Annotated in this window: 13 protein-coding genes; 11 read left to right on the top strand and 2 right to left on the bottom strand. The window is 62.1% G+C overall.

Annotated features, from left to right (window positions below; genetic code table 11):
- Positions 1 to 111: 111 nt before the first annotated feature.
- Together rapA and HU729_RS15475 are read left to right on the top strand one after the other, a co-directional pair.
- Complete coding sequence (gene rapA / locus HU729_RS15480) at positions 112 to 2,958, top strand: RNA polymerase-associated protein RapA (protein WP_186668443.1); 2,847 nt, start codon at positions 112 to 114, stop codon at positions 2,956 to 2,958.
- Between the two features lie 250 nt (positions 2,959 to 3,208).
- Positions 3,209 to 5,473, top strand: a complete 2,265-nt coding sequence (locus HU729_RS15475) for a bifunctional diguanylate cyclase/phosphodiesterase (RefSeq protein WP_186710873.1) — start codon at positions 3,209 to 3,211, stop codon at positions 5,471 to 5,473.
- On the opposite strand, the gene HU729_RS15470 is transcribed toward HU729_RS15475, so the two are convergent.
- Entirely contained in the window at positions 5,373 to 6,260 is an 888-nt protein-coding gene (locus HU729_RS15470; protein WP_186710871.1) for an NAD(P)-dependent oxidoreductase, read from the bottom strand. The two genes, HU729_RS15475 and HU729_RS15470, sit on opposite strands and share 101 nt — an antisense overlap.
- A gap of 195 nt (positions 6,261 to 6,455) precedes the next feature.
- On the opposite strand from HU729_RS15470, the gene HU729_RS15465 reads away from it, so the two are divergent.
- The gene (locus HU729_RS15465) at positions 6,456 to 8,627 is read left to right on the top strand and encodes a hypothetical protein (protein WP_186710869.1); all 2,172 of its coding nucleotides are present in this window, start codon (positions 6,456 to 6,458) and stop codon (positions 8,625 to 8,627) included.
- Positions 8,628 to 8,871: 244 nt separating this feature from the next.
- Here HU729_RS15465 and HU729_RS15460 read toward each other — a convergent pair whose 3' ends face one another.
- The gene (locus HU729_RS15460) at positions 8,872 to 9,177 is read right to left on the bottom strand and encodes a DUF2288 domain-containing protein (RefSeq protein ID WP_186668452.1); all 306 of its coding nucleotides are present in this window, start codon (positions 9,175 to 9,177) and stop codon (positions 8,872 to 8,874) included.
- 360 nt (positions 9,178 to 9,537) lie between these two features.
- On the opposite strand from HU729_RS15460, the gene HU729_RS15455 reads away from it, so the two are divergent.
- The 8 genes from HU729_RS15455 to nhaA all read left to right on the top strand — a co-directional run bounded on the left by HU729_RS15455 (position 9,538) and on the right by nhaA (position 18,898).
- The gene (locus HU729_RS15455) at positions 9,538 to 10,653 is read left to right on the top strand and encodes a branched-chain amino acid ABC transporter substrate-binding protein (RefSeq protein ID WP_186710867.1); all 1,116 of its coding nucleotides are present in this window, start codon (positions 9,538 to 9,540) and stop codon (positions 10,651 to 10,653) included.
- A 226-nt stretch (positions 10,654 to 10,879) separates the two neighbouring features.
- Complete coding sequence (livH, locus tag HU729_RS15450) at positions 10,880 to 11,803, top strand: high-affinity branched-chain amino acid ABC transporter permease LivH (RefSeq protein WP_039575990.1); 924 nt, start codon at positions 10,880 to 10,882, stop codon at positions 11,801 to 11,803.
- Positions 11,800 to 13,056, top strand: coding sequence for a high-affinity branched-chain amino acid ABC transporter permease LivM (locus tag HU729_RS15445; RefSeq protein WP_186710865.1), 1,257 nt, complete (start codon positions 11,800 to 11,802; stop codon positions 13,054 to 13,056). Before livH ends, HU729_RS15445 begins: the two co-directional genes overlap by 4 nt.
- Positions 13,053 to 13,820, top strand: coding sequence for a high-affinity branched-chain amino acid ABC transporter ATP-binding protein LivG (livG, locus tag HU729_RS15440; RefSeq protein ID WP_186710863.1), 768 nt, complete (start codon positions 13,053 to 13,055; stop codon positions 13,818 to 13,820). Before HU729_RS15445 ends, livG begins: the two co-directional genes overlap by 4 nt.
- Positions 13,821 to 14,522 (top strand): ABC transporter ATP-binding protein, encoded by a 702-nt coding sequence (locus HU729_RS15435; RefSeq protein WP_054891753.1) that lies wholly within the window; start codon positions 13,821 to 13,823, stop codon positions 14,520 to 14,522. It abuts the gene before it with no gap.
- Positions 14,523 to 14,665: 143 nt separating this feature from the next.
- Complete coding sequence (locus HU729_RS15430; protein WP_186710861.1) at positions 14,666 to 15,340, top strand: hypothetical protein; 675 nt, start codon at positions 14,666 to 14,668, stop codon at positions 15,338 to 15,340.
- Between the two features lie 103 nt (positions 15,341 to 15,443).
- The gene (locus HU729_RS15425) at positions 15,444 to 17,057 is read left to right on the top strand and encodes an NAD(P)/FAD-dependent oxidoreductase (RefSeq protein WP_186710859.1); all 1,614 of its coding nucleotides are present in this window, start codon (positions 15,444 to 15,446) and stop codon (positions 17,055 to 17,057) included.
- Between the two features lie 650 nt (positions 17,058 to 17,707).
- Complete coding sequence (gene nhaA, locus HU729_RS15420; RefSeq protein ID WP_186668462.1) at positions 17,708 to 18,898, top strand: Na+/H+ antiporter NhaA; 1,191 nt, start codon at positions 17,708 to 17,710, stop codon at positions 18,896 to 18,898.
- Positions 18,899 to 18,918: the final 20 nt, after the last annotated feature.

The raw sequence follows: 18,918 nt of genomic DNA, 5'->3' as shown, positions 1-18,918 counted from the left end.
CGAGGCCCTCGTTGACTAAAGGGTATTCGTCGATGAAGTGGCTGAACGCTTTGGTCCGCCGGGCCTATCCGTTAAGATAGTGCGCTTTTTCATCGCGGGAGTTCAGGCAGTATGGCGCAGCAGTATCAACCGGGGCAACGCTGGATCAGCGACAGCGAAGCCGAGCTCGGCCTGGGAACCATCCTGGCGCAGGATGGCCGCCTGCTGACCGTGCTCTATCCGGCCACTGGCGATACCCGCCAGTACTCGCTACGCAACGCGCCGCTGACCCGCGTGCGCTTCTCGCCGGGAGACCAGATCACTCACTTCGATGGCTGGAAGCTGACCGTGCGCGAGGTCGAGGATGTCGACGGCCTGCTGGTCTACCATGGCCTGGACGGGCAGAACGAGGCGCGTACCCTGCCTGAGACGCAACTGTCGAACTTCATCCAGTTCCGTCTGGCCAGCGACCGTCTGTTCGCCGGGCAGATCGACCCGCTGTCGTGGTTCTCGCTGCGCTACAACACGCTGCAGCACAGCAGCAAGCAGATGCTCTCCACGCTCTGGGGCCTGGGCGGCTGCCGCGCCCAGCCGATCGCCCACCAGTTGCACATTGCCCGTGAAGTCGCCGACCGTATCGCCCCGCGGGTATTGCTGGCCGACGAAGTGGGCCTGGGCAAGACCATCGAGGCGGGCCTGGTCATCCACCGCCAACTGCTGACGGGCCGTGCCAGCCGTGTGCTGATTCTGGTCCCGGAAAACCTTCAGCACCAGTGGCTGGTGGAAATGCGCCGGCGCTTCAACCTGCAGGTGGCACTGTTCGACGCCGAACGCTTCATCGAGAGCGATGCCAGCAACCCGTTCGAAGATGCCCAACTGGCGCTGGTGGCGCTGGAATGGCTGGTCGACGATGAAAAGGCCCAGGACGCACTGTTCGCCGCCGGCTGGGACCTGATGGTGGTCGACGAAGCCCACCACCTGGTCTGGCACGAGGAACAGGCCAGCGCCGAATACGCGCTGGTCGAGCAACTGGCCCAGGTCATTGCTGGCGTGCTGCTGCTCACTGCCACCCCCGAGCAGCTCGGCCAGGACAGCCATTTCGCCCGCCTGCGCCTGCTCGACCCCAACCGTTTCCACGACCTGGCCGCGTTCCGCGCCGAGAGCGAGCACTATCGCCCGGTAGCCGAAGCCGTGCAGGAACTGCTCGACGAAGGCCGCCTGTCGCCCAAGGCGCACGCCACCATTCACAATTTCCTCGGCGCCGAGGGCGAAGCCCTGCTGGCCGCAGTCAGCGATGGTGACAGCCAGGCCAGCGCACGCCTGATCCGCGAATTGCTCGACCGCCATGGCACCGGCCGCGTGCTGTTCCGCAACACCCGCGCCGCGATCCAGGGCTTCCCCGAGCGCCAACTGCACCCCTACCCGCTCGCCAACCCCGAGCCGTACAGCGCGCTGCCTGCCGGCGAGCGTGCCGAGCTGTACCCGGAAGTGGCCTTCCAGGCCCAGGGCGAAGTCAGCGACGACGAACGCTGGTGGCGCTTCGACCCACGGGTCGACTGGCTGATCGACACCCTGAAGATGCTCAAGCGCACCAAGGTGCTGGTGATCTGCGCCCACGCCGAAACCGCCATGGACCTGGAAGACGCTCTGCGCGTGCGCTCCGGCATCCCCGCCACGGTTTTCCATGAGGGCATGAGCATCCTCGAGCGTGACCGCGCCGCTGCTTATTTCGCCGACGAAGAATTTGGCGCGCAGGTGCTGATCTGCTCGGAGATCGGCAGTGAAGGGCGCAACTTCCAGTTCGCCCACCACCTGGTGATGTTCGACCTGCCGGCGCACCCGGACCTGCTCGAGCAACGCATCGGCCGTCTCGACCGGATCGGTCAGAAACACACGATCCAGCTGCACATCCCGTACCTGCAGGACAGCCCGCAAGAGCGCCTGTTCCAGTGGTACCACGAAGGCCTGAATGCCTTCCTCAACACCTGCCCGACCGGTAACGCCCTGCAGCACCAGTTCGGCCCACGCCTGCTGGCGCAACTGGTCGGCGGCGACAATGCGGCCTGGAGCGCCCTGGTTGCCGAGGCCCGCGGCGAGCGCGAGCGCCTGGAGGCCGAGCTGCACAGCGGCCGTGACCGTCTGCTGGAGCTCAACTCCGGCGGCGCTGGCGAAGGCGAGGCACTGGTCGAGGCGATTCTCGAGCAAGACGACCAGTTCGCCCTGCCTATCTATATGGAAACCCTGTTCGACGCCTTCGGCATCGACAGCGAAGACCATTCGGAAAACGCGCTGGTGCTCAAGCCCAGCGAGAAAATGCTCGACGCCAGCTTCCCGCTGGGCGACGACGAAGGCGTGACCATCACCTACGACCGTGGCCAGGCCCTGTCGCGAGAGGACATGCAGTTCCTGACCTGGGAGCACCCGATGGTCCAGGGCGGCATGGACCTGGTGCTGTCCGGTTCGATGGGCAACACCGCGGTGGCGCTGATCAAGAACAAGGCGCTCAAGCCTGGCACCGTGCTGCTCGAACTGCTCTATGTCAGCGAAGTGGTGGCGCCACGCAGCCTGCAACTGGGTCGCTACCTGCCATCGGCCGCCTTGCGCTGCCTGCTCGATACCAACGGCAACGACCTGGCGCCGCGGGTTGCCTTCGAAACCCTCAACGACCAGCTCGAGAGCGTGCCCAAGGCCAGCGCCAACAAGTTCATCCAGGCCCAGCGCGATGTATTGGCCAAGCGCATCGCCGCTGGCGAGGCGAAGGTACTGCCAGTGCACGACGAGCGTGTCGCCGACGCGCAGCGCCGCCTGGCGGCTGAAGCCGACGAAGAGCTGGCGCGCCTGACGGCGCTCAAGGCCGTCAACCCGAGCGTGCGTGACAGCGAGATCGACGCCCTGCGCAAGCAGCGCGAAGAAGGCCTGGCAATGCTCGACAAGGCCGCACTGCGTCTGGAAGCGATTCGCGTGCTGGTGGCCGGCTGATAGAACTGCGGCCCCTTTCGCTCGCCTGCTCCTGCATCTGCAGGAGCGGGCTTGCCCGCGAAAGAGACGACATCAGAATCCAGGTCGCCCCACCCTTTTTATAACTTTCCGCTATCGACTCCATGCCCAAATGGTAGAGATCAAATTGCCATTAATCAGGAAGGCCTAGTTTCCCTTTCCTATACTCGGGTTTCAACGGTCTCCACCACGCTTTTAGGAGACGAGTGCAAACTCGACGAAGAGACAGGCAATGGAGTGGCTGGGACTTCAATTGTTCGCCGAGCTTCCGGCGAACGGACAAATCATCCTCGACTGCCGTCATAACCCTTTCCTGGTCATGCTCGCCTACCTGGTGGCCTGCGCTGCATGCTTCGCCACCCTGGACATGGCCGAACGGCAGAGTCACAGCGAGCAACGCAACGCCCGTCGCCAATGGCGGATCCTCGGTGCCTGCTGCCTGGCCAGCGGTATCTGGGCCATGCACTTCATCAGCCTGCTGGCGTTCCAGGCGCCACTTGAAGTGCACTACGACATGCCGCTGACCGCCCTTTCGCTGATCATCGCCCTGCTCGCCGCGTGGCTGGCGATGAACAGCCTCGATCGCACGGTGGTGCAGTGGCGTCATTACCTGCAGGCCGCACTGGCGATCGGCCTCGGCATTACCGTGATGCATTACGTCGGCATGGCCGCGCTGCAGACCAGCGCCCTGCAGTACTACCAGACCCCACTGCTGCTCACCTCGTTGGGCATCGCCATTGTCACCAGCCTGGTGGCGCTGCTGATGGCCCGGCATTTTCGCAGTGGCAGCGGGACCCTGCACCTGGTGATGAAGTACGGCGCCAGCCTGATGATGGCGGCGGGCATCGTCCTTACCCACTTCACCGGCATGGCTGCACTGTCGCTGGTGATCCCAGACAACATGCCCCTGCAACTGCCCTCAGCCAACAACAGCCTGCAGCTGGGGCTGACCATCGCGTTCATCACCCTGCTGATCAGTGGCAGCAGCATCAGCGCGGCCCTGGCCGACAAGAAACTGCAAAGCAAGGAACATGATCTGCGTCGGGTCAACATACTGCTGAGCCAGCTCGATCAGGCCCGGGCTTCGCTGCAACAGGCCGCCCACTACGATGCCCTGACCAACCTGGTCAATCGCCGCGGCTTCAACCAGGTCTTTGCCGAACGCCTGGCCGAGCAGACCGCGAGCGAAGGCATGCTGGCCGTGATGTTCCTCGACATCGACCACTTCAAACGCATCAACGACAGCCTCGGGCACGCTGCCGGCGACGAACTGCTCAAGGTGATCGCCGGGCACATCAAGGCGGCGACCCGCTCCCAGGATGTGGTGGCACGCTTTGGCGGCGATGAGTTCTGCATCGTCACCAGCCTGCACAACCGCGACGAGGCCCGCCACCTGGCGCAACGCATCATGCAACGCATGAAGGAGCCGATCGACCTGGGCGGGCGACGCATGGTCATGACCACCAGCATCGGCATCAGCATCTTTCCCGACGACGGGCGCAGCGTTGAGGAGTTGCTGAAGAATGCCGACCTGGCGCTGTACCAGTCCAAGGGCGGCGGGCGCAACAACCTGAATTTCTTCAACAGCAGCCTGAAGACCCGCGCCACGCTGGAGTTGCAACTGGAAGAGGAACTGCGCGTGGCGCTGCTCGAAGAGCGCGGACTGCGCGTGCATTACCAGCCGATCTTCGACCTGCACAGCACACGGGTCGCCAAGCTGGAAGCCCTGGTACGCTGGCAGCACCCGCAGCATGGCCTGCTCGGCCCCGACCGCTTCATCGGAATTGCCGAAGCCAATGGCCTGATCGCCGAACTCGACCTGTGGGTACTGCGCCGCGCCTGCGAAGACCTCGCCGAACTCAACCGCCTTGGCTACGGACATCTCAAGGTCACGGTGAACTGCTCCGCGGTGACGCTGGGGCGCGAGGAACTGGCCAGCGAGGTGGAGATGGCCTTGTTCCAGGCCGGTGTGGCGGCTCGCCAACTGGAACTGGAAGTCACCGAAAACGCCTTGATGGGCGATATCCACCGCACCATCAACCTGCTAAAACGCATTCGCGCCCAGGGCGTGGCCCTGTCGATCGACGACTTCGGCACCGGCTATTCATCGCTGGCCTACCTCAAGCGCCTTCCCCTGGACGTGCTGAAGATCGACCGTTCGTTCATCCAGGATGTGCCGGGCAGCCAGCAAGACCGAGAGATCGTCCAGGCCATCATCATCATGGCCCATACCCTGCACCTGCAGGTCGTCACCGAGGGCGTGGAGACCGACGAACAACGCGCGTTTCTCGCCGCCCAAGGCTGCGATTTCCTTCAGGGCTACCTGCTCAGCCGTCCGGTCCCGCTGACCGACCTGCAGCCAGTGCTGGAACGCCTCGACAATCTGGACAGCGACTTCATTCCCGAGCGCGGAACAGCTCTACAAGGGTCGCCGGATCGTTTTGCAGATGCCCCTGGCTGCCGTGCAGGCGCATCAGTTGCGCGGCGAGGCCACTGATCGGCGTTGCCGAACCCTGCTCGCGGGAAAACTTCACCGCAGTGTCGAGGTCCTTGAGCAAGGTGCGTACATGCCATTTGACCGGGGTGTAGCAGCTTTGCGCCATCTGCGGCGCGAGGATCTGCAGCGGCCGAGAGTCGGCGAACCCGCCGGAGAGTGCTTCGGCGATCAGGCTGGCATCCACCCCTGAACGTTCGGCCAAGGCCACCACTTCGGCAATCACCAGGGCATTACAAGCAACGATCATCTGGTTGCAGGCCTTGGTCACCTGGCCGGCGCCAACCGCCCCCATGTGCGTCACGCGCTGGCCGAGGGTCAGCAACACCGGGCGTACGCGCGCCAGGTCTGCAGCGTCACCACCCACCATGATCGCCAGGGTTCCCGCCTCGGCGCCTGGCGTACCGCCGGACACTGGTGCGTCCAGCCAGGCCATGCCGCACAGCGCCGCAAGTTCCGCGGCCATCTCGCGGGTGGCGGTTGGCTCAAGGCTGGAGAAATCCACCAGTAACTGGCCACTACGACCGCCCTGGGCGATGCCTTGCTCGCCGAACACCACCTCACGTACTACGCCCGTGTCGGCCAGGCACAGCAGCACGATCTCAGTGTCACGGCACAACGCTGCCGGGCTCTCGGCCAGACGTGCCCCGGCGGCGACCAATTCGGCGCACTTCTGCGGGCTACGGTTCCACACGGTCAGCGGATAGCCGGCAGCCAGCAGGCGACGGCACATCGGCAGCCCCATCAGACCGATGCCGGCAAACCCCAGGGAAGGCAATGCAGTACTCATGAATGACTCCAGGCAAGGATTAAAGAAGCGTGGCTCTCGGGCGATGCAGTGCAGGTGCCAGCGTAAAACCACTATCGACCATAGGGTAAACCCCTATCGCATGGGCAAAAGGCGCACTGCTACAGTCGCCGGATTTACGTAATGGCCAGATGACATATCTTCCGACCGTCCACCACTCCAGGCAAATGGCGCACTATGACCTCCAATAATACTTCTGCCAATGCAGTGCCCGAGCCCTCGACCAGCATCACCTCGCTGACCCTCGGTGGCGGCCAGGCCACCCGCAACGTCCCCGCGCAATATCTGTACTTCACCGAGAACGATATCCAACGCATCCTCGACAACCTCGACGGCCTGCGTGACCTGGTGTTCCCGCAGGGCCTGCACGCGGAAGACGAAAGCCAATTGCGTCTGGACCAGCAGTTCCCTTCGGTATGCCTGATCGGCCTGGGGCGCTGCGGTTCGAACATTGCCCTTGACGTGGCGGAACTGGTGTACAACGCACGTACCTTCTTCCTCAACGAATTCAACAACGAAGACCGCAACAGAAGCGAAGGCGGCTACAGCCCTGCACGCTGGATCCGACAGAACCTGCGCCTGGTGCAGAACAAGGGCGCCAAGCCGGTATTTCTGGTCGAGCCCTTGGTGATGCTCGGCGACCTGGACAAGGACATCGCCGGACGCATCCGCTTTTCGCGCAAGGGTGAGCGCGGGGGCTTCCTGCGCGACTACAGCAAGATGAAGATCATGGACCTGTCCGAGGTGCACGCCGGTGGCGCCGGCAATGCGCCGATCCTCGGCCAGTACCTGGCCAAGATCATCCTCAACAAGGATACCCAGCGCTTCTCGAGCGCCGACTGGAAACTCATCCACTCCTACCTGATCGATTCCTGCGGCATCAAGGCCAACCAATCGCGCCTGTACTTCTACATCTTCAGCGCCGGCGGCGGGACCGGCTCAGGGATGGCCTCGGAGTTCGGCCTGGCCCAGCAGTACTCGTACATGAACAAGACCTTCGACACCAAGCCGGCCGACGAGAACGACGGCAAGGGCGGGCATTCGTTCGTGTTCGAGCCGATCTTCACCAGCGGCATCTGCGTACTGCCCAATGCCTCCGACCACCGCAGCGAAATGTCCGAAGCCTTGCACATCAATGCCGGGCGCCTGCTGTGCAAGTATTTGTCCGAAGAATGGGACTTCTCGTACAACTTCGACAACGAAGACAGCAGCGAGGCCAGCGTGATGGGGCGCATCCGCCCCTGGAACGCAATGATGCTGATCTCCAACGACATCATGCGCTATGCCGAAGAGAGCGATGACGGCACGATCCAGAACATCGACGTCAATGCCATGGAGAAGCATGCCAACCAGTACATCTCTCAGCAGATTTTCAACATCCTCACCGCCCAGGCCGTAACCACCGACTACGACCAGAACTACTTCCGCCGTGCCGGCATCGACATTGGCGAAACCATCCGCCTGGATGCCAACGACCTGTTCATGAGCCTCGCAGGCCCGGTCGCCATCGCCTATGCCGAATCGGTAGTGCCGGAGGCGCCCGCGCAGGGCTCGGACAAGTTCAAGGTGTTCGAACGCGAATCGCCGCGCCTGGACATCGACGACCTGTTCTTGCGCTCCATCGACCTGCCCCACTTCAACAAGCAGACCCAGGCCATCGAGGGCATCAGCCTGCTGCCCATCGAGTCGCGTCGCTATCGCGCGGCACTGGAGCAGTACCAGGCCTCGGGCTTCGACGCAGCGGCCCTGCACGACCTGCATTTCTTCAAGAACTGCTCGTCGGTGGTATCGATCGTATCGCTGCCCAAGGACTACAAGCTGTCGTACATGGACCTGAACCGGCTCAAGACCCACCTCAACAGCCTGTTCCCCAACACCACGCTCAAGCGCTACGCGCTGGTGATCGGTGCCTCGGCCAACCTGTCGCTGACCACTCTGATCGCCAAGAGCCCCTGCCTGTCGGACGACTTCCTGACGCTGATCGTGGCCTTCATCAAGCGCTGCTTCGCACGCGCGCCCTACCGTTTCGACGACACGCTGGACAACGCCATCCTGGAGTTCATCACCAGCGAGCATTTCGATGAAGACCGTATCGACGACCTGCTCAACGAATTCGAGAACCCGGCGAAGATCCTCGATACCAACTGGTATGCGATCAAACCGATGTACGAGAAGAAGTACCGTGAGTTGATCAACGACAAGAGCCGCTTCGTCTCGATCAACGACATCCGCCTGTCGCGCGAATGCGTGAAGAAAGCGGTGAAGTACCTGCGCGAGATCTTCAGGCATCGGATCGGCAAGACCCGGGTGATTTCGCTCAACAGCCATACCGGGCGGGTGGATTACTGAGGTCTTGCACATGATTCCTGTAGGAGTGGCGGTTCGCCGCTGCGACTTGCCCGCGAATGCGATAGTGACGTCGGCGACGCATTCGCGGGCAAGCCCGCTCCTACGGGGATATTACGCATCCCGTAAACTGTTACCGCAGTGGCGAACGCAGCGGCGACTTGTTACTTACTTCCACCTTACGTCAGCGTCAACACGCACCAATAAGGTGCAATCAACTACTTTTACGCACTAAAAAAGCCCGCAGTTATTCCGCTTTCTTCACCTGGATCACGATGAACGGCGAAACCACCACCGCCCAGATCTCGGGATCGCGGCTTTGCAGGTCTAGCGCCTGCTCTGCACTGAGCGGTCCGACAACGCCATCGTTACGCCACTTGGCGAAGATTTCGCTGCGATTCTCGGCCATCGCCTCGGCAACGGCGATCAGATCCAGGCTGGAGTCGACCCAAATCAGGTCACCCTTGGCCCAGAAACGCTCCAAGGCTTTCCACTCGATAATCGCGGTCTCGCCGAGCAATTTGGCATAGAGGGTGCTTGTGTGATCAGTCATGGGTTTTCCTGCCGACAGAATGGCCATTTGAAAAGGCCGGCATTTTTGCAGAAAAACCCGGTTTCAAATACGTAATTTGATCGACGGGCCCCGGTTATATGGGGTTGGGCTCGGGATAGAGGCAAAGTGATGGCGCTTTTCTATATCTTTATGTCGATCATGCGACACCTCGGGAAACATGCGCTTTTCGCCCGCTTTTCAAGCGCTCGGACAGCGCTCTACACTGTACCGGTACAGTTCCGGGACATGTTCCGGGGGAAGGTGGGCTTGCAACATGGCACGAGCGTGCCGCAAATCCCGCCCGGTCTGTAGCCCTGGCCGCCAGGACTATAAGAATTACAACAGAATGAGTGGAGCACTATGATCAAGATTTCCAAGCTGTTCGCCGCAATGGTCCTGGCCGGGGTAGCCAGCCATTCGTTTGCCGCCGACACCATCAAGATCGGCATCGCCGGTCCCAAGACCGGTCCGGTCACGCAATATGGCGACATGCAGTTCATCGGCGCCAAACAGGCCATCAAAGACATCAACGCCAAGGGTGGCGTCGACGGCAAGATGCTCGAGGCCAAGGAATATGACGACGCGTGCGACCCGAAACAGGCCGTTGCAGTCGCCAACAAAGTGGTCAACGACGGCGTCAAGTTCGTCATCGGCCACCTGTGCTCCAGCTCCACCCAGCCTGCGTCCGACATCTACGAAGACGAAGGCGTGATCATGATCACCCCTGCCGCCACCTCCCCGGAAATCACCGCGCGTGGCTACAAGCTGATCTTCCGCACCATCGGTCTGGACAGCGCCCAGGGCCCGGCGGCCGGCAACTACATCGCCGACCACGTCAAGCCCAAGGTCGTTGCCGTCCTGCACGACAAGCAGCAGTACGGTGAAGGCATCGCTACCGCGGTCAAGCAGACCCTCGAGAAGAAAGGCACCAAGGTCGCCGTCTTCGAAGGCCTGAACGCCGGTGACAAGGACTTCTCCTCGATCATCCAGAAGCTCAAGCAGAACAACGTCGACTTCGTCTACTACGGCGGCTACCACCCAGAGCTGGGCCTGATCCTGCGCCAGGCGCAAGAGAAGGGCCTGAAAGCCAAGTTCATGGGGCCGGAAGGTGTCGGCAACGACTCCATCTCGCAGATCGCCCAGGGCGCTTCCGAAGGCCTGCTGGTCACCCTGCCGAAGTCGTTCGACGCTGCCCCTGAGAACAAGGCCATCGTCGACGCCATCAAGGCTGACGGCAAGGATCCTAGCGGTCCGTTCGTGTTCCCGGCCTACTCCGCTGTCGAGCTGATCGCCAAGGGTATCGAAGCCGCCAAGTCCGAAGACACCGACAAGGTGGCAGCCGCCATCCACGCCGGCAAGTTCAAGACCCCGACCGGCGAGCTGTCCTACGACGAGAAAGGCGACCTGAAAGACTTCAAGTTCGTGGTCTACGAATGGCACTTCGGCAAGCCGAAGACCGAAGTCTCCCCTCAGTAACTGCGTGACTAATAGCTGACCGAGAAGCCCACTGTGCGAGCAGTGGGCTTTGTTTTACGAGGTTCATGGACCTGATTCCCGCGATCCGGGAGCCGGTTCACCTGAAAATCTTAAAACCGTCACCCGCGGTTTCCTGGCTGTGCCCACTGACTTGGCGAAGACCACGAAACGGGCCGGGCCCATCGCCCGCCAGCGAAATGCAAATCAGGTTTTTAGGAGCGCTGTAATGCCTGAGATCTACCATTTCTTCCAACAACTGGTTAATGGATTGACCATCGGCAGCACCTATGCCTTGATCGCCATCGGTTACACGATGGTGTACGGCATCATCGGGATGATCAACTTCGCCCACGGCGAGGTGTACATGATCGGATCCTACGTGGCCTTCATCGCCCTCGCGGGGCTGGCCATGATGGGCATTCACTCGCTGCCGATCCTCATGACCGTGGCCTTCGTCGCCACCATCTGCGTCACCAGTGCCTATGGCTACAGCATCGAGCGGGTCGCCTACCGACCGCTGCGTAACAGCAACCGCCTGATCCCGCTGATTTCCGCCATCGGCATGTCGATCTTCCTGCAGAACACCGTGCTCCTGTCGCAGGACTCCAAGGACAAATCCATCCCCAACCTGATTCCGGGCGCCTTCTCGTTCGGCCCGGGCGGTGCGGAGGAAGTGCTGGTGTCCTACATGCAGATCCTGGTGTTCGTGGTCACTCTGGTGGCCATGACCTGCCTGACCCTGTTCATCTCCCGCTCCCGTCTGGGCCGCGCCTGCCGCGCCTGCGCCGAGGACATCAAGATGGCCAACCTGCTGGGCATCAACACCAACAACATCATCGCCCTGACCTTCGTCATCGGTGCTGCCCTGGCGGCCGTGGCGGCCGTACTGCTGAGCATGCAGTACGGGGTGATCAACCCCAACGCCGGTTTCCTGGTGGGCCTGAAGGCCTTCACCGCGGCGGTACTGGGCGGCATCGGCAGCATTCCGGGCGCCATGCTCGGCGGGCTGGTGCTGGGTGTGGCCGAAGCCTTCGGCGCCGACATCTTCGGCGACCAATACAAGGATGTGGTGGCGTTTGGCTTGTTGGTTCTCGTCTTGCTGTTCCGGCCGACCGGCATCCTGGGCCGTCCGGAGGTTGAAAAAGTATGAACAGAAATCTCAAACAGGCGTTCTTCAGCGCCTTGCTGGTCTGGGCCGTCGCCTTCCCGGTGCTGGGCCTGAAGCTGAGCATCGACGGCATCAGCCTGATCGTGCACAGCCAGGGCAGCTTCACCATCAGCATCATTGCCGTGTGTTCGATACTGATGTTCCTGCGCGTGCTGTTCGACAAGCAGTGGAGTTCGGTGATGGGCGGGCGCTCGGATCGCAAACTGATCCCGCCTTCGGTCAGCAACTTCCTGACCCTGCCCAAGACCCAGCGCTGGATCATCCTCGGCCTGATCGTGGCCGCACTGATCTGGCCGTTCTTCGGCTCGCGCGGCGCGGTCGACATCGCCACCCTGATCCTGATCTACGTGTTGCTGGGCCTGGGCCTGAACATCGTGGTCGGGCTGGCCGGCCTGCTCGACCTGGGTTACGTCGGTTTCTACGCCGTCGGTGCCTACAGCTACGCCATGCTCTCGCACTACCTGGGCTGGAGCTTCTGGGTCTGCCTGCCGATCGCCGGCCTCATGGCCGCAACCTTCGGATTCCTGCTCGGCTTCCCGGTACTGCGCCTGCGCGGTGACTACCTGGCGATCGTCACGCTCGGCTTCGGCGAAATCATTCGCCTGTTCCTGCGTAACCTCACCGACTGGACCGGCGGCCCCAACGGCATCAGCAACATTCCCAAACCCGAGTTCTTCGGGCTCACCTTCCAACCCCGCGCGGCAGAGGGCATGCAGACCTTCCACGAGTTCTTCGGGCTGGAATACAACTCGATCAACAAGGTCATCTTCCTCTACCTGGTCGCCCTGCTGCTGGCCTTGCTGGCGCTGTTCGTGATCAACCGCCTGCTGCGCATGCCGATCGGGCGTGCCTGGGAAGCGCTGCGCGAAGACGAGATCGCATGCCGCGCGCTGGGCCTGAACCCTACCGTGATCAAGCTCTCGGCCTTCACCCTGGGCGCCTGCTTCGCAGGTTTCGCCGGCAGCTTCTTCGCTGCGCGCCAGGGCCTGGTGACGCCGGAGTCGTTCACCTTCATCGAGTCGGCGATCATCCTCGCCATCGTCGTGCTTGGCGGCATGGGCTCTCAATTGGGCGTGATTCTAGCGGCCATCGTGATGATCCTGCTGCCTGAGCTGATGCGTGAGTTCAGCGAATACCGGATGCTGATGTTCGGTGCGCTGATGGTGTTGATGATGATCTGGCGTCCGCAAGGCCTGCTGCCTATGCAACGTCCACACATGGAGCTGCGTCGATGAGCCGCGAAATTCTGCAAGTCAGCGGCCTGAGCATGCGCTTCGGCGGCTTGTTGGCGGTCAACGGCGTGGGCCTGACCGTCAAGGAAAAACAGGTGGTGGCCTTGATCGGCCCGAACGGCGCTGGCAAGACCACGGTGTTCAACTGCCTGACCGGCTTCTACAAGCCAAGTGGCGGCACCATCCTGCTCGACGGCCAGCCGATCCAGGGCCTGGCCGGCCACCAGATCGCCCGCAAGGGTGTGGTGCGGACTTTCCAGAACGTACGCCTGTTCAAGGAAATGACCGCGCTGGAAAACCTGCTGATCGCCCAGCACCGGCACCTGAACACCAACTTCTTTGCCGGCCTGTTCAAGACCCCGTCCTTCCGCCGCAGCGAGAAGGAAGCCATGGAGCGGGCCCAGTACTGGCTGGAGAAGGTCAACCTGACCGAATTCGCCAACCGTACCGCCGGCACCCTGGCCTACGGTCAGCAACGCCGCCTGGAAATCGCCCGCTGCATGATGACCCAGCCACGGATCATCATGCTCGACGAACCGGCAGCAGGCCTGAACCCCAAGGAAACCGAAGACCTCAAGGCCCTCATCGGCTACCTGCGCGAATCGCACAACGTGACCGTGCTGCTGATCGAGCACGACATGAAACTGGTGATGAGCATTTCCGACCACATCGTGGTGATCAACCAGGGCACGCCGCTGGCCGATGGCACGCCGGAAGAGATTCGCTGCAATCCTGATGTGATCAAGGCCTACCTGGGGGAAGCGTAAATGCTGAAGTTCGAGAACGTTTCCACCTTCTACGGCAAGATCCAGGCGCTACACAGCGTCAACGTGGAAATCAACCAGGGCGAGATCGTCACGCTGATCGGCGCCAACGGCGCCGGCAAGTCGACCCTGCTGATGACCCTGTGCGGCTCGCCACAGGCACACAGCGGCAGCATCAAGTACCTGGGCGAAGAGCTGGTCGGCCAGCCCTCCTCGCATATCATGCGCAAGAGCATCGCCGTCGTGCCGGAAGGCCGCCGTGTGTTCGCCCGCCTGACCGTCGAGGAAAACCTGGCCATGGGCGGTTTCTTCACCGACAAGGGCGATTACCAGGAGCAGATGGACAAGGTCCTGCAACTGTTCCCGCGCCTGAAGGAGCGCTTCACCCAGCGCGGCGGCACCATGTCCGGTGGCGAGCAGCAGATGCTGGCCATCGGCCGGGCGCTGATGAGCAAGCCCAAGCTGCTGCTGCTCGACGAGCCGTCGCTGGGCCTGGCGCCGATCATCATCCAGCAGATCTTCGATATCATCGAACAGCTGCGCCGTGATGGTGTGACGGTGTTCCTGGTTGAGCAGAACGCCAACCAGGCGCTGAAGATCGCCGACCGCGCCTATGTGCTGGAGAACGGCAAGGTGGTGATGCAAGGGACCGGGGAAGCACTGCTGACCGATCCAAAGGTACGGGACGCGTACCTGGGTGGTTGAATGATCAAAGGGCCTGCGGGCCCTTTTTTCATGGGGGTGGAGGTTCGGTGGCCGGTACTGTTCCTGCGGCCTGCCCCTTGTGAAGCCGCTCCCCGCTGGGTAACGTGGCCAACTTCAACCCGCCGCGACCCCGGAGTCCACCGATGCGCCTCACCCCTCCCCTGCTGCTCGCTGCCCTGCTGCCCCTGTTCGCCGGTTGCCAGATGCTCGCCGAGCAACCAAGCGACCCGAACGTCGGCACCACGCGCATGCAAGGCGAACTGAGCGCAGCCAACGGTCAGTTGCTGTTCAAGCCTTGCAGCGAGGCACGCCGCTTCGTGGTCAAGGATGCCGCCGGCACCGGTATCCTGCAGGAAGCCGCCAACCTCGCCAATGGCCCCAAGGCCTCACTATTCGCCGACCTCCGCGGGCGCCTGGCCGGCAGCCGCGAGGCCAACAGTGACGGTCAGCTGGACGTCACCCGGCTGTACCGCGTCGAAAACTCCGCCAGCGCCTGCGAAGACCCCAACTTCAAGCAACTGACACTGCGTGCCGGCGGGCATGCACCCGACTGGGACATCAAGGCCAGCGGCAAGGGCATGGTGATCAACCGTGCCGACAAGGATCCGCTGCCGCTGCCGTTCCTCGAAGAGCAGATGCCCGGCGGCGGCCTTAGCCTGTCCAGTGAAGCCAACGGCCAGCGCGTCGAGCTATGGGTCGCGCCGCAGCGTTGCGTCGAGCCTGGCACCGGTGCCGTGCGCCATCTACGCGCCGAACTGCGCATCGATGGCCAGACCCTGCAAGGCTGCGCCTACTACGGCGGTGCGCGCGACAACTGATCATCGGGTACTTTTATCCTGCCAGTCAGGCCGGCGAACAGCTTATACTTGGCGGTTTGAGTAAAGCCGCCGGCCGCCCATGGCCGGGATACTGGACCCTGCCATGCTACGAATCACCGAACTGAAGCTGCCCCTGGACCATCCCGAAGAAGCCTTGCGCGAGGCTATCGTCCAGCGCCTGGGGATCCGCGACGAGCAACTGCTCGGCTTCAACCTGTTCAAGCGCAGCTATGATGCGCGCAAGAAGAACAGCGAGCTGCTGTTCATCTACACCATCGACCTTGAAGCCAGCAACGAAGCCGAGCTTCTGCACAGGTTCGCCGATGATCGCAATATCAGCGTGGCACCGGACGTCAGCTACAAGTTCGTCGGACATGCACCTGCCGATCTTCAGCAGCGTCCGATCGTGGTCGGCTTCGGCCCGTGCGGCATCTTTGCAGGCCTGCTGCTGGCGCAGATGGGTTTCAAGCCGATCGTGCTCGAACGCGGCAAGGAAGTGCGCCAGCGCACCAAGGATACCTGGGGCCTGTGGCGCAAGAGCGTGCTCAACCCCGAATCCAACGTGCAGTTCGGCGAAGGCGGCGCCGGCACCTTCTCCGACGGCAAGCTGTACAGCCAGATCAAGGATCCGCAGCACCATGGCCGCAAGGTGCTCGAAGAATTCGTCAAGGCAGGTGCACCGGAAGAAATCCTCTATATCAACAAGCCACACATCGGCACCTTCCGCCTGACCAGCATGGTCGAGAAGATGCGTGAGGAAATCATCAGCCTGGGCGGTGAAATCCGCTTCCAGGAAAAGGTTACCGACTTGCTGCTCGAGGGCGAACAGCTCACCGGTGTGGTGCTCGAAAGCGGCGAACAGCTGCACTCACGCCATGTAGTGCTGGCCCTGGGCCACAGCGCCCGCGACACCTTCCGCATGCTGCACGCCAAGGGCGTGTTCATGGAGGCCAAGCCATTCTCGGTGGGCTTCCGTATCGAGCATCCCCAATCGCTGATCGACAAGGCGCGCCTGGGCAAGTATGCCGGCCACCCGAAACTGGGCGCCGCCGACTACAAGCTGGTCTACCACGCCAAGAACGGTCGTTCGGTCTACAGCTTCTGCATGTGCCCGGGCGGTACCGTGGTCGCGGCCACCAGTGAGCCGGGGCGCGTAGTCACCAACGGCATGAGCCAGTATTCGCGTAATGAGCGCAATGCCAACTCTGGCATCGTCGTGGGCATCGATCCTGAGCGTGACTACCCGGGCGGCCCGCTGGCTGGTATCGAGTTGCAGGAACGCCTGGAAGCCCACGCCTATGTCATGGGTGGCAGCAACTACCAGGCGCCGGCGCAACTGGTCGGCGATTTCGTCGCAGGTCGTGCGTCCACGGCGCTGGGCAGCGTCGAACCCTCCTATAAACCAGGCGTCACCCTCGGGGACCTGGCCCCCAGCCTGCCAGACTTCGCCATCGAGGCGATTCGCGAAGCGCTACCGGCCTTCGATCGCCAGATCAAGGGCTACAACCTGCACGATGCAGTGCTGACCGGTATCGAGACGCGCACCTCCTCACCGCTGCGCATCACCCGTGGCGAGGACTACCAGAGCCTGAATCTCAAGGGCCTGTTCCCGGCCGGTGAAGGGGCAGGCTATGCCGGCGGCATCCTGTCGGCCGGCGTCGATGGCATTCGGATCGCTGAAGCGGTCGCGCGCGACATACTCGGCATCAAGGCCTGAAGCCCCAAGCCAGGCCAGTTGCACGAGGTTGCGGCTATTGCCGAGCACTGCGGTTCTTGCGGTACTCGGCCACATAGCCCAACTTGCGACTCGCAGTCTTGTCCAGCTCCTTGCGGTCACGCTGCGATAACCTCCCAGCTGGCGCGCAGTGAAGCCGCTGTCGCCCACAAGCTGCTGCGGAGCCAGCGTCACCATCAAGCTAGCCGCTGGCGCAACTGCCTGCCGATAACCGCTGCGCTCATCAAGATCGAAAGCTGCCAGCGGCAACGCCCCCCGCAGCCAGTTGCCCCAGTAGAACTCGAGAAACTCAGGCGCCACGTCGCCTGAACGCGGTTTGTCGTAGCCAACCTTGCGGGTGAACGATCCAAGCAGGATGTAGGTTACTGTGCGACCTCCAACTTTCCTTCCGTCGTGCATGTTCGGCTGCGACGTTTTCCCACGAGTATTTCAACGTGCATTTCAATGGTAGAAAGGCCCGTTAGTTGTCTGAGTAATCCTAAAATCCAAGCGAATATTTCCGCGCAAGACTCACAAGGCCAAAGTGAAACCACTTATAACAAAAAAGAATATAATTTTTGTTTTAAAGAATATCGTTGCGCGTTAGGGTGTACTCCCGTTCCGTTCGATCAACGTACTGGAGACCCATCCCCGTGCGCAGCCTCATCAATCGTTTCCTTCAGTTGGAGGCCGCCAGCGGCTTGCTGCTGATCATCGCGGCGATCATCGCCCTCATCGTCAACAACTCCCCGCTGTCGCATCTGTACGTCAGTTTTCTCGACGTCCCCGTCGCTGTGCAAATCGGCCCCCTGGAGATCGCCAAGCCGCTGCTGCTGTGGATCAACGACGGCCTGATGGCATTGTTCTTCCTGCTGATCGGGCTGGAGGTCAAGCGCGAAGTGCTCGAGGGCCAGCTGTCGAAACCTTCGCAGATCATCCTGCCGGCCACCGCCGCAGTCGGTGGCATGCTGGTCCCGGCGCTGATCTACTGGTTCATCAACCGTGACAACCCCGCGACACTCGCCGGCTGGGCCATCCCTACCGCGACCGACATCGCTTTCGCCCTTGGCGTGCTGGCGCTGCTCGGCAAGCGTGTGCCTGTGTCGCTCAAACTGTTCCTGATGACCCTTGCGATCATCGACGACCTGGGTGCGATCATCATCATCGCCCTGTTCTATTCCGGCGAGCTTTCGAGCATGGCATTGATGCTTGCAGGGGGCTGTCTGCTGGCTCTGCTGGGCATGAACCGTCTAGGGGTGAAGAAGCTTGCACCCTACCTGATCGTGGGGCTGGTACTTTGGGTCTGCGTGCTGAAGAGCGGCGTGCATGCCACCCTCGCCGGCGTGGCCCTGGCCATGTTCATCCCGCTGGGCGCTGGCGGCAAGAAAAGTACCTCTCCATTGCTCACCCTGGAGCACGCGCTACACCCCTGGGTGGCCTACGCGATCCTGCCGCTGTTCGCTTTCGCCAATGCTGGAGTCTCCCTGGTCAACGCCAGCGCGGAGAGCTTCACGCATTCGGTGCCCATGGGCATCGCCATCGGATTGCTGCTGGGCAAGACGGTCGGCGTGTTCGGCCTGACCTGGATGGCCATCAAGCTGCGCCTGGCCGCCCTGCCGGCGGGCGCCAATTGGGGCCAGGTGCTTGGCGTCGCGATTCTTTGCGGCATCGGTTTCACCATGAGCCTGTTCGTCGGTTCCCTGGCCTTCCCATCCGGTGTCAGCGAGTATGCCGGAGAGGACCGCATGGGCATCCTCACCGGCTCGCTCTTCGCAGCATTGATCGGCTATGCCGTGACTGCGGCGGCCAGCCGCAAGCGACAAGTGGCGGTTGCAGCCAGCTGATAGCACCAGGCACAAAAAAA

Source organism: Pseudomonas sp. RW10S2 (assembly GCF_014268985.1).
GTDB lineage: Bacteria > Pseudomonadota > Gammaproteobacteria > Pseudomonadales > Pseudomonadaceae > Aquipseudomonas > Aquipseudomonas wayambapalatensis.
Note: the sequence above shows the minus strand (reverse complement) of the source record. Positions and strands in the feature narration are given on the sequence as shown.

What these genes read in the sequence shown, in the direction of transcription:
- livG (WP_186710863.1), top strand. Translation starts at nt 13,053, where the DNA reads ATGAGCCGCGAAATTCTGCAAGTCAGCGGCCTGAGCATGCGCTTCGGC.
- HU729_RS15435 (WP_054891753.1), top strand. Translation starts at nt 13,821, where the DNA reads ATGCTGAAGTTCGAGAACGTTTCCACCTTCTACGGCAAGATCCAGGCG.
- HU729_RS15470 (WP_186710871.1), bottom strand. Translation starts at nt 6,260, where the DNA reads ATGAGTACTGCATTGCCTTCCCTGGGGTTTGCCGGCATCGGTCTGATG.
- HU729_RS15455 (WP_186710867.1), top strand. Translation starts at nt 9,538, where the DNA reads ATGATCAAGATTTCCAAGCTGTTCGCCGCAATGGTCCTGGCCGGGGTA.
- HU729_RS15475 (WP_186710873.1), top strand. Translation starts at nt 3,209, where the DNA reads ATGGAGTGGCTGGGACTTCAATTGTTCGCCGAGCTTCCGGCGAACGGA.
- HU729_RS15430 (WP_186710861.1), top strand. Translation starts at nt 14,666, where the DNA reads ATGCGCCTCACCCCTCCCCTGCTGCTCGCTGCCCTGCTGCCCCTGTTC.
- HU729_RS15425 (WP_186710859.1), top strand. Translation starts at nt 15,444, where the DNA reads ATGCTACGAATCACCGAACTGAAGCTGCCCCTGGACCATCCCGAAGAA.
- HU729_RS15460 (WP_186668452.1), bottom strand. Translation starts at nt 9,177, where the DNA reads ATGACTGATCACACAAGCACCCTCTATGCCAAATTGCTCGGCGAGACC.
- rapA (WP_186668443.1), top strand. Translation starts at nt 112, where the DNA reads ATGGCGCAGCAGTATCAACCGGGGCAACGCTGGATCAGCGACAGCGAA.
- livH (WP_039575990.1), top strand. Translation starts at nt 10,880, where the DNA reads ATGCCTGAGATCTACCATTTCTTCCAACAACTGGTTAATGGATTGACC.
- HU729_RS15445 (WP_186710865.1), top strand. Translation starts at nt 11,800, where the DNA reads ATGAACAGAAATCTCAAACAGGCGTTCTTCAGCGCCTTGCTGGTCTGG.
- HU729_RS15465 (WP_186710869.1), top strand. Translation starts at nt 6,456, where the DNA reads ATGACCTCCAATAATACTTCTGCCAATGCAGTGCCCGAGCCCTCGACC.